The 15497-nt window shown below is 38.4% G+C and carries 11 protein-coding genes and 2 pseudogenes; 9 read left to right on the forward strand and 4 right to left on the reverse strand.

The annotated features are described in order from the left end of the window. The first annotated feature begins 47 nt into the window (after nt 1–47). The 4 genes from F968_RS00965 (at nt 48) to F968_RS00980 (ending at nt 5251) form a co-directional block, all read left to right on the forward strand. The gene (locus F968_RS00965) at nt 48–1373 is read left to right on the forward strand and encodes a DcaP family trimeric outer membrane transporter (protein WP_004789344.1); all 1326 of its coding nucleotides are present in this window, start codon (nt 48–50) and stop codon (nt 1371–1373) included. Nucleotides 1374–1553: 180 nt separating this feature from the next. Next, nucleotides 1554–3203, forward strand: a complete 1650-nt coding sequence (locus F968_RS00970; protein ID WP_004789345.1) for a phosphoethanolamine transferase — start codon at nt 1554–1556, stop codon at nt 3201–3203. 14 nt (nt 3204–3217) lie between these two features. Further along, nucleotides 3218–3886 carry a DNA-binding response regulator PmrA gene (locus F968_RS00975; protein ID WP_004789346.1) on the forward strand — a complete coding sequence of 223 codons (669 nt, stop codon included), beginning with the start codon at nt 3218–3220 and terminating at the stop codon, nt 3884–3886. 30 nt (nt 3887–3916) lie between these two features. After that, complete coding sequence (locus F968_RS00980; RefSeq protein ID WP_004789348.1) at nt 3917–5251, forward strand: two-component system sensor histidine kinase PmrB; 1335 nt, start codon at nt 3917–3919, stop codon at nt 5249–5251. Nucleotide 5252: 1 nt separating this feature from the next. Here the strand turns inward: F968_RS00980 and F968_RS00985 are convergent. Beyond that, nucleotides 5253–5961, reverse strand: a pseudogene (locus tag F968_RS00985) (phosphatase PAP2 family protein). Between the two features lie 79 nt (nt 5962–6040). Here F968_RS00985 and F968_RS20180 point away from each other — a divergent pair. Further along, nucleotides 6041–6121, forward strand: a pseudogene (locus F968_RS20180) (hypothetical protein); the annotation flags it as partial. A 139-nt stretch (nt 6122–6260) separates the two neighbouring features. On the opposite strand, the gene F968_RS00990 reads toward F968_RS20180, so the two are convergent. Then, the gene (locus F968_RS00990) at nt 6261–7448 is read right to left on the reverse strand and encodes an ammonium transporter (RefSeq protein WP_004789350.1); all 1188 of its coding nucleotides are present in this window, start codon (nt 7446–7448) and stop codon (nt 6261–6263) included. Nucleotides 7449–7750: 302 nt separating this feature from the next. Next, on the reverse strand, nt 7751–8635 hold the full coding sequence (locus F968_RS00995; protein ID WP_004789352.1) for a LysR family transcriptional regulator: 885 nt from the start codon (nt 8633–8635) through the stop codon (nt 7751–7753). Nucleotides 8636–8755: 120 nt separating this feature from the next. On the opposite strand from F968_RS00995, the gene F968_RS01000 reads away from it, so the two are divergent. From F968_RS01000 to F968_RS01010, 3 genes are all read left to right on the forward strand, one after another. Then, nucleotides 8756–9661 (forward strand): AEC family transporter, encoded by a 906-nt coding sequence (locus tag F968_RS01000; protein WP_004789353.1) that lies wholly within the window; start codon nt 8756–8758, stop codon nt 9659–9661. A gap of 125 nt (nt 9662–9786) precedes the next feature. Continuing rightward, complete coding sequence (locus F968_RS01005; protein WP_004789355.1) at nt 9787–10803, forward strand: hypothetical protein; 1017 nt, start codon at nt 9787–9789, stop codon at nt 10801–10803. Nucleotides 10804–11005: 202 nt separating this feature from the next. Next, nucleotides 11006–11407 carry a hypothetical protein gene (locus F968_RS01010; RefSeq protein ID WP_034596031.1) on the forward strand — a complete coding sequence of 134 codons (402 nt, stop codon included), beginning with the start codon at nt 11006–11008 and terminating at the stop codon, nt 11405–11407. 322 nt (nt 11408–11729) lie between these two features. Here the strand turns inward: F968_RS01010 and F968_RS01015 are convergent, their stop codons facing one another. Next, nucleotides 11730–14627, reverse strand: a complete 2898-nt coding sequence (locus tag F968_RS01015) for a valine--tRNA ligase (RefSeq protein ID WP_004789358.1) — start codon at nt 14625–14627, stop codon at nt 11730–11732. 196 nt (nt 14628–14823) lie between these two features. On the opposite strand from F968_RS01015, the gene F968_RS01020 reads away from it, so the two are divergent. Next, nucleotides 14824–15495 carry a hypothetical protein gene (locus F968_RS01020; protein WP_004789361.1) on the forward strand — a complete coding sequence of 224 codons (672 nt, stop codon included), beginning with the start codon at nt 14824–14826 and terminating at the stop codon, nt 15493–15495. Nucleotides 15496–15497: the final 2 nt, after the last annotated feature.

The raw sequence follows: 15497 nt of genomic DNA on the forward strand, positions 1-15497 counted from the left end.
CAACTTGGCATGGATAGGCAACATAAAATATATTTTTGGAGTTTTTGATGGATCTATTCCTTAATCGTAAATCTTTCGTTGTTAAAAGTTTAGCGCTTACAGTTACAGCTTTAATGATGAGTGGGGCACATGCTGCGACTTCCGACAAAGCGGAAATTCAACAGCTTCGTAAAGAAGTTGAGGCTTTAAAAGCTTTAATTCAACAACAAAGCCAAGTGCAGCAACAACAGCAGCAAGTACAGCAACAACAACAAGTTCAACTCGCTGAAGTTAAGGCGCAACCAGTTGCTGCACCAGTTTCACCTTTAGCAGGATTTAAATCTAAAGCTGGCGCTGATGTGAACCTATATGGTTTTGTTCGTGGCGATGCTAACTATATTATTGAAGGTGCGGATAACGACTTTGGTAAAGTAGCTGAATCAAAAGGCGAAGCAACTGATAAAATTCGTGCAACTGCTAAAACAACACGTCTTGGTTTAGATTTTACTGCTCCAGTAAATGATGCCAAAGTCGGTGGTAAACTCGAAGTCGACTTTGCTGGTTCCACAACAGACTCAAACGGTTCATTGCGTGTTCGCCATGCTTATGTAACATATAATAACTGGTTATTTGGTCAAACGACTTCAAACTTCTTGGCTAATCATGCACCAGAAATGATCGATTTCTCGACAAACATTGGTGGTGGTACTACTCGCGTTCCACAAGTACGCTATAACTACAAACTAGGACCAACAACACAATTGTTTGTAGCTGCTGAAAAAGGCGATAGCACTGGTCTCACTGGTAAAAAAGATGCAGATGGTGCTTGGGTAAATGACAGTATTAAATATAGCTTACCAGTATTAACTGCTAAAATTACTCAAGGTTATGCAGATGGTAAGGGTTCTGCTTCAGCTCGTGCATTAGTTGAAAACTATAAATCTAAAGCTGGTAGTGACAACCAAACAGGTTGGGGTGTTGCGGTTGGTACTGACTTTAAAGTATCAGATCCTTTAAAACTCTTTGCTGATGCATCTTATGTGGTAGGTAATAGTAATTATTTATATGGTAGCAACAAGGCTTATACCGTAGTAGATGGTGATATCGAGCAAAATAAATTTGTAGCAGTACAAGTGGGTGGAACATATAAGATCTTACCTAACTTACGTTCTACACTAGCATATGGTGCTCAATTCGCTGATGATGGTACTGATTATGCTAAAGCCTATGCAGCAGGGAATGAAAAAGTTCAACAAGCATGGCTTAACGTGATTTATACACCAGTTAAACCAATTGATTTAGGTGTTGAATACGTTAACGGTAAGCGTGACACATTTGATGGTAAGTCTTACAAAGATAACCGTGTTGGTTTAATGGCTAAATATAGTTTCTAAGAGCAATATCTAGTTAAAAGTCAAAAAAGACGGGGTTAAACTTAACCTCGTCTTTTTGTTGGAAAAATTTTGAAATAAGTATTTTTTAAGATTTATGTATTAGATCATTTTTTATTTAAGTCATTTTTAAGTTTCAATTTCTACAGTAAAGCATCATAAAAAGATTGTAGTTCCCCCAAGATGCTGAATTTTTTTTCTACCTTAAAGAATAAACAGATTTCACTGTTTATGTTTAATTTCATTATAGCCATTTGGTTAGGTGCAGTTTTAAATATTGGTTTTTATAACAAAGTACATCTTTTAACTCCATATTTTGGAGTAAAGGCTATTCTATTTTTAGCTGCTACAGTGATTATTGTTGTTGCTGCGTATTATGCGCTTTTACAAATTTTAAACTGGAAATGGACGGCCAAACTTTTTGCAATTTTGTTGGTCTTTATTGGTGGGTTTAGCTCTTATTTTGTAAATACGTTAGGTGTAATCATCTCGCCTGATCAGATTCAAAATATGATACAAACAGATGTATCTGAAGTTTCTGATTTAGTTTCATTACGCTTTGGACTTTGGACCGTTTTCTTTGTTGTTTTACCTATTATTTTAATTACTCAAGTAAAGTTTAAAAGAGAAAAAGTATCCCATTTATTGTTGAAAAAAGTCGGTTCAATTATCGCTTCTTTTGCAATTGTTGGTATTCTGCTTTTTACATATTATGTGGATTTTGCAGCAATATTTAGAGAGCATCGTGATTTAAAAGGCATGATTTCTCCTCAAAACACTATTTCTTCTTTAATGTCTTATTATCATAAAAAGGCACCTAAGAAAAATCTTCCTCTTGTGAAATATGGTGAAGATGCTCATCAGGTCCAGTCAGTACAAAAGAACCTGCCTAAATTAATGGTGCTGGTTGTTGGTGAGACAGCTCGTGCGGAAAGTTTTTCACTCAATGGTTATGCCAAAAACACGAATCCAGAGCTTTCTAAACAAGATATTTTGAATTTTTCTCAAGTAAGTTCATGTGGTACAGCAACCGCTGTTTCAGTTCCATGTATGTTCTCTGGCATGCCACGTGTTGACTATGATGAGCAATTAGCAAGTCATCGTGAAGGCTTGTTGGATATTGCAAAGCGTGCGGGTTATCAGGTGACTTGGATTGATAACAATTCTGGTTGTAAAGGCGCATGTGATCGGGTTGAGCAATATCAAATTTCAGAAAAGTTAAAGCAAAAATGGTGTAAAGATGGCGAATGCTTTGATGATATTTTAATTGATAGCTTAAATGAGTATTTAGCCACTATTCCTAAAGAAGATACACGTCCACGTTTAATTGTTTTACATCAAGTCGGAAGTCATGGCCCAGCTTATTACAAGCGTGCACCTGATGCATATCAACCATTTAAACCGACTTGTGATACTAATGCGATACAGGGCTGCTCTCAAACAGAGTTATTAAATAGTTATGATGACACGATTGTATATACAGATCATGTGTTAAGTCAGATGATTAATAATTTAAAAGAAGTATCGAAATATCAAACAGGTTTATGGTATTTATCTGATCATGGTGAATCAACTGGTGAACATGGTTTATATTTACATGGTTCACCTTATGCAATCGCACCGAGTCAACAAACACATGTACCAATGATTATGTGGTTCTCTGATAAATGGAAGCAGCACAATCTTGCACAAGTGAGTTGTTTAGGCCAACAAACGAAACAAAAGTTAAGTCAGGATAATTTATTCCCAAGCTTATTAAGTTTGTTAGATGTAAAAACTCAGGTCATCAACCCTCAACTGGATATGCTGCACTCTTGTGCCCATGTGAATTAAAGCGAGCCTAGAACATGACAAAAATCTTGATGATTGAAGATGATTTTATGATTGCAGAGTCAACAATAACGTTGCTGCAATATCATCAATTTGAGGTGGAGTGGGTCAATAATGGCTTAGATGGTCTAGCTCAATTGGCCAAAAATAAGTTTGATATCATTTTATTAGACTTAGGTTTGCCCATGATGGATGGCATGCAGGTTTTAAAGCAAATCCGTCAAAGAGCTGTCACTCCGGTTTTAATTATTTCGGCACGAGACCAGTTACAAAACCGTGTAGATGGATTAAACCACGGGGCAGATGATTACTTAATTAAACCATACGAGTTCGATGAGTTACTTGCCCGTATTCATGCACTATTGCGCCGTACAGGAGTAGAAGCTCAGCTTACGAACCATGAGCAACTTTTACAAAATGGCGATCTGGTTTTAAATGTTGAACAACATATTGCAACCTTTAAAGGTCAGCGGATTGATTTGTCGAACCGTGAATGGGCGATTCTTATTCCTTTAATGAGCCACCCAAATAAAATCTTTTCTAAAGCAAATCTTGAAGATAAGTTATATGATTTTGATAGTGAAGTGACCAGTAATACGATTGAAGTATATGTGCATCACTTGAGAGCTAAACTTGGAAAAGACTTTATTCGAACTATTCGAGGGTTGGGTTACCGTTTAGGGTAATCCTCGCTTCAATTTTGGAACTTTATAAAAGTGCATTATTCATTAAAAAAACGACTGATTTGGGGCACCTCAATTTTCAGTGTCATCTTAGGTTGTATATTAATTTTTAGTGCTTATAAGGTTGCACTTCAAGAAGTTGATGAAATTTTAGATACTCAAATGCAATATTTAGCAGAACGAACAGCTGAATATCCATTGAAAACGGTAAGTAGTAAGTTTGATTTTCATAAGACTTATCATGAAGAAGATCTATTTGTAGATATTTGGGCTTATAAAGATCAGGCTCATTTATCTCACCATTTACATCTGTTGGTTGCACCAGTTACACAAGCTGGTTTTTATTCACATAAAACCAGCCAAGGTGTAGTGCGAACTTATATTTTACCTTTAAAAGATTACCAGATTCAGGTCAGTCAACAAGAGCGGGTTCGTGAAGCTTTTGCTTGGGAACTTGCTGGAAGTATGTTCATTCCATATTTAATTATTTTGCCATTTGCGATTTTTGCTCTAGCAGCAATTATCCGTCGAGGGCTAAAGCCAATAGATGACTTTAAGAATGAACTAACTCATCGTGATTCTGAAGAACTGACACCTATTGAAGTTGCGGACTACCCGCAAGAGTTATTGCCAACTATTGATGAAATGAACCGTTTATTTGAGCGTATATCAAAGGCTCAAATGGAACAGAAACAGTTTATTGCCGATGCTGCACATGAACTTCGAACCCCAGTTACAGCTCTAAATTTGCAAACGAAAATTCTAATCAGTCAGCTTCCTGAACACGAGTCTTTGCAAAATTTGAGTAAAGGATTAGCACGTATTCAGCATTTGGTCACACAGCTCTTGGCTTTGGCTAAGCAAGATGTCTCTTTAAGTGTGATTGAACCGACGAAGACTTTTCAACTCAATGATGTCGCTTTAAATTGTGTTGAACAGCTGGTTAATTTAGCTATGCAAAAAGATATTGACCTAGGTTTTGTCCGTAACGAACCGATTGAAATGCATAGTATTGAGCCAACAGTACACTCAATTATTTTTAACTTAATTGATAATGCAATCAAATACACGCCTCATGAAGGAATGATTAATATTTCAGTCTTTACTGCTACAGATGGCGATGCGTGTATACAAATTGAAGATAGTGGTGCAGGGATTGACCCTGAACATTACGATAAAGTTTTAAAACGTTTTTATCGTGTACACCACCATCTAGAAGTGGGTAGTGGTTTAGGTTTATCAATTGTTGACCGAGCGACTCAGCGTTTAGGTGGAACTTTGACGCTCGATCGAAGCTTAGAGCTTGGCGGACTCTCTGTTTTAGTTAAACTGCCAAAAGCTCTACATATTCATGAAGCAAGAACTTGATTTAAGCAAGTTCTTGTTTGATTCGTTTTTCAAACTCAAAGCGGTGAACACAAATTCTATAAAATAAGATATTCACTGCCCAAACGACCCAGCCAGTCCATAAATTGTGACTAAGGAAATGGGCGCCACGCATCATTTGTCCCCAGCCCATTAGAAAGCCTAAGATGATGCCAGCGATGAGATAAAAATAGGCACGTTTAGGCTGTTCAAGGCGATAAACAAAAAAGCCTGTCATTAAAATAAAGCCTGCACTTGCGTGACCACCTGGAAAGCAATGACCATGCGTAGAGGTAAAGTCCCACACATAACTTAAAGCAGTCGGATGAACCATATTCCAAGGGCAAGCGTGAGCAGATTGTGATTTTAATAGGCCAACTACACCGCTACCAATCATGCTCACAAAAAACATATAGCCATATTGCCAGCGATAAAGCTTCAATTTTTCTACTTTGAATGATGCAATCCATAGACTTAAAAATATGACATAAACAGTGGTTATAATTTGTTTTACGATTTCATGGTTAACCCTGACAAGGTACCAATTGTCTCGATTAAAGAAATGACCCGTTGAATCCATCCAAGGGTGAATGAAGTACATATCAATGTTCCCACCCACTGGAAATATGAATAAAAGTATAAAAAAACTAAGGACAAGAAAAATAAGCTGAAGTTGGAAAAATTGTTTTTGTTGATTCATTGCCATGCAACATCAATTTAAATGTGAGTTGAAGGCATTACATAAAATAAAACTTAAATTGTTCTTAAACTAAATTTAATTTCGTGATCAAAATGATGAATGGATATATCCATTCACAACCTGTTGAGCATAAGAAGTTTAAAGTTTTTGCAAATTATTTGGATAGTAATCAATAGGGAACAGGTTTTGTGAATGGAAATGGTTTTGGTCTTGCGTAGCTTTAGACGCTACTCATGCCGAAACAAAAGTAACGTAATTGACTGATGTTATTTGCTATTACAGAAGAAAAGACTCTGTCGTGCCTATACAAAATTAAAACATACCTTCTTCAGAGTTTGCAGAAATTTTGTGAATGGATAAATCTGCACCCCTAAACTCATCTTCTTGAGATAAACGAATGCCAATAGTTGCTTTAAGTAAACCATAAACAATAAAGCCGCCAGCGAGCGCAATAGCAATCGCAAGTACTGTACCAATGAGCTGTGAAGCAAAAGATACACCGCCTAAACCACCAAGCCATTTTTGACCAAATAAACCCACTGCAATACCACCAAATGCGCCGCATACGCCATGTAAAGGCCATACACCCAACACATCATCAACCTTGAGCTTGTTTTGTGTGTAGGTAAATAGGTACACAAACATTGCACCAGCTGCACCACCAATCACAAGCGCACTGACTGGATGAACAATGTCAGAACCCGCACAGATTGCAACTAAGCCTGCAAGTGGGCCGTTGTGTAAGAAACCAGGGTCATTTTTCCCAATCGCATTTGCTGTAATGGTGCCGCCGACCATTGCCATGAGCGAGTTAATGGCAACCAGACCAGAAATTGCATCAACACGTTGCGCACTCATCACGTTAAAGCCAAACCAGCCTACAATTAAAATCCATGAACCAAGCGCCAAAAATGGAATAGAAGATGGCGGATGAGCACTTACACGACCATCCTTCTTATAACGACCAGAACGTGCACCCAATAAAATCACGGCAGCAAGTGCAATCCAACCACCCATCGCATGTACCACGACTGAACCGGCAAAGTCATGAAAAGCTGCACCAAAGGTGGTTTCTAACCACTTTTGCAGACCGTAGTTGCCATTCCAGACCATCCCTTCGAAAAATGGATAAACCAGCGCAACTAAAGCGAGTGTTGCAATCGCTTGTGAACGCATTTTTGCACGTTCAGCAATACCACCCGAAATAATGGCAGGAATTGCCGCAGCAAATGTGAGTAAAAAGAAACAACGCATGAGGTTGTAGCCATGATCACTCGCGAGGCTTGTGCCATCGTGGAAAAAATGCTGGCCATAAGAAATGTAGTAGCCAACAAAGAAATATGCGATTGCAGAGAGGGCAAAGTCAGTCAGAATTTTACTTAGTGCGTTCACCTGATTTTTATGGCGAACCGTACCAAGTTCCAAGAATGCAAAACCTGCGTGCATGGCAAGAACCAAAACTGCACCAAGTAATAAGAAAAATAGATCTACATTTTGCATAGCATGCTCGAAAAAAGTGCTAAATTCCATTTTGGAACAAATCTGGGTCTGTAAATTGCACCAAAATAGATTTAAGGAATCTAAAAACCTAAGTTTGTCGAAACAAACTCAATTGCATAAAAGTGAATATGCAATAAGTGCACCAATTTGAATTAGAAAAGTGGTTTTTGGCGATAAATGGTGCGCCGATTTGGTCAGCATGGGACATTTATGGCGCTTTTTACGTTACAAGTCATCTAATGTGCTGATAAATTGACCTGAAAGAGTTCGTTATTAAAGTTTAAAAAGAATCGTTCATATTCTTAATGATCTGACCAAACTGATTGTGCGACTTCAATAAATGCCTTTACGGCTGGACTGATATGTTTTTTGTTTTTTACTGCAAGACCAATAGAACGTTTAAGGTTCGGTTTAAAAGGGCGCTTAACTACATTTGGATAAAGTGAGAGTAACTCTTTGGTGATGACCATATCAGACACAATGGACACCCCTAATTGATTGTGAACCATGCTGACGATACTTAAAATTTGTGACACATAAAATTTGATGTCTGGTTTTACATTAAAGTTTTTTAAAATTAATTCGACCTGATGTCGACTACCAGCCATCGTCATAATAAAAGGGCAGTTTTCTAGCTGTGCTGGATCAATGTAAAGCTGCTCTGCGAGTGGGTAACCATTTGGAATTAGGGCAACAAAACGGTCTTCAATTAAGGGGAATGTATCGAATCGCTCATCTGGCATAATCAAAAAACCAACCTCGATGCGCCGTTCCAATAACCACTGGGCAACTTCTTTATCTTCACCTTCATCAATATAAATTTCGATTTTAGGGTAGCGCTGCCGAAAGGCTTCTAAAATTTCAGGCAATAGATAAATGGATGATGAAGCCCCAAAAGATCCGATATGTAATGTGCCTTCATTTAATCCATGGATCGCAGCCACTTCTTTTTCTAATGTATTGGAAATACTCAATAGCTCTTTTACATGAGTGAGTAACTGCTGACCTGTTGTAGTCAGCTCAATATCACTTTGAGTTCTTGAAATGAGGTTAATCCCCCATTGTTGTTCTAATGACTTAAGCGCATGAGAAACTGCCGACTGTGAAATTCCCAGCTTTTCTGCTGTAGCAGTAAAGCTTTTTAGTTCAGCAATAAGTGCGAAAATTTCAAGCTGGGTAAATGTCATGTTGTACTTATTATGAGTAAAAACTCATTTTATCATGAGTTTTCATTATCTTTAATATATGAGTAAGCCAAAGGAATTGCCAAAAAATAGCAAGCCCTTCAACCAAACTCGAGTAAAGAAATGAATAGCATTGTTTTATCTCTTTTTCCCTTAGTTGCATTAATTGCATCGGGATACCTGTTTAAAAAATATCGTTTTTTTAGCGATGAGTTTTGGGCTGGGGCAGAGAAGCTCAATTACTATATTTTATTTCCCGCTTTGCTTTTTAGTACGCTATCGACTGCGAAAATTGACTTACAAAGCTTGAGTACAGCCATTATTGCCATGTTGATTGTGGTTTTGGCAGTCACCATTTTCTTGTACCTACTTCGCGTGTTTTGGCACATACCGCCCGCACGCTTTGGTGTACACGTACAAAGTATGGTTCGCTTTAATACTTATATTGGTTTGGCTTTAGTGACTTCGCTTTTTAAAAGTGAAGGAATGGCAATACTGGCGATTTTATTGGCGCTTTGCATTCCACTTGTGAACGTTATTTCGGTACTTGCTTTAACCTCTAAAGAACACATGGCAATTAAACCTGTTTTGATTGCGCTCCTTAAAAACCCGTTAATTGCATCGTGTGTGGTGGGAGCGGCAGTCAATGCACTTCACATCCCGATTTGGGAAGGATTTTCTAGCTTTATTAAGCTTTTTTCAGTGTCGAGTTTGCCACTGGGTCTGTTATGTGTGGGTGCAGCTTTACAGTTTATGCAAATTAAAAAAGACATTGTGATATTGGCGGCAGACACTTTTGCACGACTTTTAGCAGTGCCTGCCTTGGCTTATATGATCTGCATGTGGTTTGGTTTACCAAGCCTACAAACACAAATTTTAGTGATTTTCTTTGCACTACCGACAGCCTCTGCTTCATACATTTTAACTAAGGTTTTGGGTGGCGACAGCCAACTCATGGCAGCCGTGATTAGCTTTCAAACTTTATGTGCTGCCGTGACCTTGCCATTAGTGATTTGGTGGATCTCTTAGGTTATAACTTAGATAAGTCACCTTCTATTTTCTAAAAATTAATAAGCCGATTCTGACTTAAAGAATGCTTTGCTACCTTCCTTATCTGATTATTGCTACACTTTTTCTTTTTCAGGTGGATGAGTATGTCCTTTGATCTCAAAGTGAGCTTACAGCAAAGGTCTGAGCCGTCTGCACAGCAGAAAAAACTTAATCGCCTGATTGATAAAATAGAGCAGCAAAAAGTTAGCCTTAGCACATGGCAAAATGCGCAAGCTGAGATTCAACAGCACATACGTCAAAAACTGATGCCTGTGTATAGCGATTTACATGAAGTGCTATTTCAGCAGCTAGAGCAACTCTGGAATATGTTGCATAGCCATGATTTTTCCAAAGCGGATATGCAACAACTAGATGAAAAAATTGCTCAGCTTGCACAAATGTTGAAGCGCTCCAAAATGCTTTCTGCTGAACAGTTAGAGTTGGTGAAGCAAATCGATACCTTTTATCAGCAACATGTACAAGAGTCAGCAAGAAAGAATAAAAAAGCTCAACCAATAGAATTTGGATATGAAGAAAGTGCTGATCAAAGTTTAAAGTTAGAAGAAGACTTTGAACAATATGCAGCCGAGCAACAACAAGCGCGGGAGCAAGCCAAACAGGAAAGACAGCAACAGAAACGTGAACAAGCTGAGCAAATGGCAGCGCAGTCACTTAAAACAGTTTATTTAAAAATTGCCGCGATGATTCACCCAGACCGTGAGCAAGATGAAACCAAAAAAGAAGAAAAAACTGAGTTGTTCCAACAAGCAAGTCAGGCCTATGAAAAACAGGATTTGTTTTATTTACTCAAACTCCAGCTACAGCTTGAGCAGAATAAAGGGCTAGGTGCTAAAGAATTATCTGCCGAGCAGTTGCGGTTTTATAAACTTGCTTTAGATGCACAAAGTCAGCAGCTTGAAAGTCAAATAGCTGAGATTTTAGATTCTTTTCAGTTAGCCAAGAATGTGAAAGCAGAGCATGTGCATATTAGTGATGTTTATAAAGCTGTCGATGCTGATTGTGCTGAGTTAAAGCAGCAGGTGAAATGGGAAAAGGAGCGTTTAAAGCATATGAAAAAGGTAAGTGGGGTGGAGATGTTGTTGGAGCATGGGGTGCTTTAGTTTAACTCTCTCAGGTAGAGTGGAAGAGATTCCATGTATAATTTTGAAAATTGATTTTCCTATATATAGTATTTATTGTTTAACCTGATAACAATATAGGGAGTTTATACTTTAACTTTAATTTTTTTAAACTTGGAGAATATTAAACTTGGAAAGAGCTATAAGTTTCAGACAATCTTGGATTTCTTATAGAAGTACTAGATTGAAAGAGAAAGAAAGCCATCAGCTTAAACAGGCTAGGGATGGTGTACCAGTTCGATCTTTAAAACATTACTTAGACGTTTTATCGCACTTAGAAGTTTTATCACATATTTTAGATCGGAGTTTTAGGGCTTTTGAAGATCGAGAATACCTAAGCAACCAAATTTATTCGAAATATTCTAGACGAATTGAACTTTTATCTTATTTTGATTTCGAGTCTGAAATTAAACAAGATATTGCAAAGTCAGCCTTGGTTGTATGTCTTAAAAATTTAGAAAAACGTGCATTAAGTGCAGGTATACTTTTATTAATTCTTAAATTATTTCTATTAATATTTTTACCAATTATTTTTATAACCACTCGTAGTTTTTCCATTCAAAAAAATCTCTCTATTTCTGCTTGAGACTTTAGTTATGACCAAACTGTATTCATTTACACGTTTGGGACATATCATTAAAACTCAAACGTGTAGTCCAAAATTCTATTTATAAGGTAAAGAATTTATGGCTAGGCGTAAAAAGTCAAAAGCTAAAAAAAGAACTAAGATTGCTAAACCTCATTCAATCATCATTATTAACGAGCAACCAAAAAGTCCGCGATATTGGCAGCAAATGTTAGTGGTATTGATAGTTCCTATATTTAATTGGATAAAAGAAATTATCCAAACATATTGGAAATAAAAAAATCCCCTCATTTGAGGGGATTTTTTGAAACAAATTACTGCATTAAAGCGCAGCAATCTGCTCCATATTCGCTTTAACTTTCTCTAACTGAGCAGCAAACTCAGCAAGCTTCGCTTTTTCACCTTCAACAACAGCCGCTGGTGCTTTAGAAACAAAGCCTTCGTTTGCAAGTTTGCCCGCGATTTGGTTGTGTTGCTTTTGGATTTTATCCAAGTCTTTTTGCAAACGAGCAAGCTCAGCTTTAGGGTCAATTAAGCCTTTCATTGGTACAAATACCGATGCATGACTAACAACGCTAGAGCAAGACAGAGGCGGTTCTTGGTCTTTATTCAAGAACTCAATGCTTTCAACTTTAGCCAATGCTTTGAACAATGCTTCAATACGAATGATTTGTTCACGTTCAGCGTCAGATGTGTTTTGAAGTAATACTGGCAACAAGCGCGCATTACCTAAGCCTAATTCACCACGAATGTTACGTACCGCACCAATCAAACCTTGAAGCCATTGCATATCTGCTTCAGCTTGTTCATTGATTTTTGCTTGCTCAGGAATAGGGTACTGAGCAGTCATAATCGTTGGGCCGCCTTGACCAAGCATTGGTGCAAGCGTCTGCCAGATTTCTTCTGTCAAATACGGCATAAGCGGATGAGCCAAACGTAAAGAAGCTTCCATTACAGCAAGCAATACACGGCGTACTTCAGCTTTACGCTCTTCTGAAACTTCTGCATCGTTTAAAACTGGTTTAGTTAACTCAACGTACCAGTCACAGTATTCATTCCAGATAAAGTCGTAAATCGCTTGAGCAGCAAGGTCTAAACGATACGTTGCGAACGCTTGATGTACAGCAGCTTCTGCTTTTTGCAGACGGCTCATAATCCATTGTTCTGGAAGTTCCCATAGATCAGGGCGAGCGTCGGTACCAACAGTTTGACCTTCAACATTCATGAGAACGAAACGAGTCGCGTTCCAGATTTTGTTACAGAAGTTACGGTAACCTTCAACACGTTTTAAGTCGAACTTGATGTCACGCCCCGTGTTTGCAAGCGCACAGAACGTGAAACGAACTGCGTCAGTACCATAAGCATTAATGCCTTCTGGGAACTCTTTACGCGTTGATTTTTCAATCTTCGCAGCATCTTTCGGGTTCATTAGGCCAGTCGTACGTTTTGCAACTAAGCTTTCTAAATCAATACCGTCAATCAAGTCTAATGGGTCAAGTACGTTACCTTTAGACTTCGACATTTTTTGACCTTCACCATCACGTACCAAACCGTGAACGTAAACAGTCTTAAATGGAACTTGCGATGAACCATCTTCATTTTTCATGAAGTGTAGGGTCATCATGATCATGCGGGCAACCCAGAAGAAAATGATGTCAAAACCAGTCACCAGCACATCTGTTGGGTGGAAGGTTTTTAAGAAATCATTTAGTTCATCTTTTTTGTCGTCGCCAGTCCAACCCAAAGTTGAGAAAGTCCAAAGTGCAGATGAGAACCATGTATCAAGAACGTCTTCGTCTTGTTTAAGTTCAACGTCAGCAGCGATGTTATTTTTCGCGCGGACTTCTTCTTCGTTACGGCCAACATAGATGTTGCCATTTGCATCGTACCAAGCTGGAATACGGTGACCCCACCAAAGCTGACGTGAAATACACCAGTCTTGAATGTCACGCATCCACGCCATGTACATGTTGCTGTACTGCTCTGGAACAAACTTAATACGGCCATCTTGAACTGCTTCAATTGCAGGTTCAGCAAGCGGCGCAATTTTTACGTACCATTGGTCAGTCAATAATGGCTCAATGATCACGCCTGAACGGTCGCCACGTGGCGCTTTTAAGTCATACGGTTGGATTTGATCTAACCAGCCTTCAGCTTCAGCTTGAGCAACTAATTTTTTACGTGCTTCAAAACGCTCTAAACCAGCATATTCCGCAGGTGCAGTAATAGTTTTAGAAATTTGTTCGCCAGCTTTTGCAATATATTCAAACTCGCCTAAAACTTCGGCATTTTTGTTGAAGATATTAATGATTGGCAAGCTATTACGTTTACCTAGGTCATAGTCATTGAAGTCGTGAGCAGGCGTGATTTTTACACAGCCAGTACCGAAGTCTTTTTCAACGTAGTCGTCAGCAACGATCGGGATTAAACGACCAGTAATTGGCAATACAATGTTTTTACCAACAAGGTGTGCATAACGCTCATCTTCAGGGTGAACAGCAACTGCAGTATCACCAAGTAGAGTTTCAGGACGAGTTGTTGCAACGACTAAATAGTCTTTGCCATCTTGAGTTTTAACTGATTTGTCTTCAAAGAAATATTTAAAGTGCCAAAGTGAGCCTTTTTCTTCTTTGCTTTCTACTTCAAGGTCAGAAAGAGCAGTTTGAAGTTTAGGGTCCCAGTTTACAAGACGCTTACCACGGTAAATTAAACCGTCTTCGTGCAAACGAACGAATACTTCTTTAACTGCGTTTGATAAACCTTCGTCCATCGTGAAGCGTTCACGTGACCAGTCTACAGATGAACCTAAGCGACGAATTTGTTTCGTAATTGTGCCGCCAGATTGTTCTTTCCATTCCCAAACTTTTTCGATGAACTTATCACGCCCCAAGTCATGACGAGTCACACCTTGTAAGCCAAGTTGACGCTCAACAACCATTTGCGTTGCAATACCAGCATGGTCAGTACCCGGTTGCCACAAAGTGTTTTTACCCATCATACGGTTATAACGGGTGAGGGCATCCATAATGGCATTGTTAAAGCCATGGCCCATGTGCAAACTACCTGTGACGTTTGGTGGTGGAATCATGATACAGAATGATTCACCGTGACCAGAAGGTTTGAAGTAACCTTGTTCTTCCCACGTTTGGTACCACTTCTTTTCGATCTCGGTTGGATCGTATGTGGTCGCAATATTTTGAGCGGTTTGAGCGTCAGTCATAGTAGCTTAGATCGAATATGCATAAAAAATTGCACCTATTGTAGCAAAAAAATGCCTCGAAATTAATGTGCTGAAAACAGATAAACGGTTTTGTATTTTTTTCAAAAAACGGTAGATTTATGAAAGATGGATCACAATTTAATCGTGTAGACACACGGCACAAAAATTACAAACGAATTGAAAAAGGATGTTGCTCATGAGTTATGAAGTTTTTTTGAAAATTTCCGATTCAACTTATACCCAATTCGAGACCATTCGGCAGAAATTGCATGATGGGGTAAGTCAAAGTCAGGCAAAACCCTTAGGGGATGTGTTGTCTGACCTTTCTTGTGAAATTATTGAGCAGGTTTTTTCTGTGCTTTTACAGTCAGGAAGTTCAACCATGTCGCCAAAACAACAAGCTGAGTCTGAAAAAGTGGTTCAGCAAGTTTTAGAGACTTTTCGAAAATATATGCCTTGGTCAGTTTCATTTTTTGGAAATGAGCGTCTTTTACCTTTAGTTGATTACATGACATCTCTAATGAAAGAACAGGGCCAACAAGTTTATATTACTTACCCAGTTACCCTACAACTCGTACAACAAGCTCAAAACCTTACGCAGCAAATTTGTGACGGTAATATGCAAAGTATTACAGCGGCTTTTGAAACCTTAATACAAATTGTAGATTTAGGCGTAACAAGCCTAGTACGTGAGCCTAAAAAGCGTTTAAAATTTAATTTAGTTGTCGATAAAACTCTTAACGGAGTGATCAACATGACGACGCATTTAGGCTATAAACGTTTGGAAAAGTTAGGTACACAGGTCGATCAGACCACAGCAACTCATTATATAAACCACTTTTTGGCCTTCATGCATCAAGCAGCATAATT

Origin of the sequence: Acinetobacter sp. NIPH 817, assembly GCF_000368405.1 — a bacterium.
Taxonomy (GTDB): Bacteria; Pseudomonadota; Gammaproteobacteria; order Pseudomonadales; family Moraxellaceae; genus Acinetobacter.

What these genes read in the sequence shown, in the direction of transcription:
- F968_RS00965 (WP_004789344.1), top strand. Translation starts at nt 48, where the DNA reads ATGGATCTATTCCTTAATCGTAAATCTTTCGTTGTTAAAAGTTTAGCG.
- F968_RS01000 (WP_004789353.1), top strand. Translation starts at nt 8,756, where the DNA reads ATGAATAGCATTGTTTTATCTCTTTTTCCCTTAGTTGCATTAATTGCA.
- F968_RS00990 (WP_004789350.1), bottom strand. Translation starts at nt 7,448, where the DNA reads ATGCAAAATGTAGATCTATTTTTCTTATTACTTGGTGCAGTTTTGGTT.
- F968_RS00975 (WP_004789346.1), top strand. Translation starts at nt 3,218, where the DNA reads ATGACAAAAATCTTGATGATTGAAGATGATTTTATGATTGCAGAGTCA.
- F968_RS01020 (WP_004789361.1), top strand. Translation starts at nt 14,824, where the DNA reads ATGAGTTATGAAGTTTTTTTGAAAATTTCCGATTCAACTTATACCCAA.
- F968_RS01015 (WP_004789358.1), bottom strand. Translation starts at nt 14,627, where the DNA reads ATGACTGACGCTCAAACCGCTCAAAATATTGCGACCACATACGATCCA.
- F968_RS01005 (WP_004789355.1), top strand. Translation starts at nt 9,787, where the DNA reads ATGTCCTTTGATCTCAAAGTGAGCTTACAGCAAAGGTCTGAGCCGTCT.
- F968_RS00970 (WP_004789345.1), top strand. Translation starts at nt 1,554, where the DNA reads ATGCTGAATTTTTTTTCTACCTTAAAGAATAAACAGATTTCACTGTTT.
- F968_RS00995 (WP_004789352.1), bottom strand. Translation starts at nt 8,635, where the DNA reads ATGACATTTACCCAGCTTGAAATTTTCGCACTTATTGCTGAACTAAAA.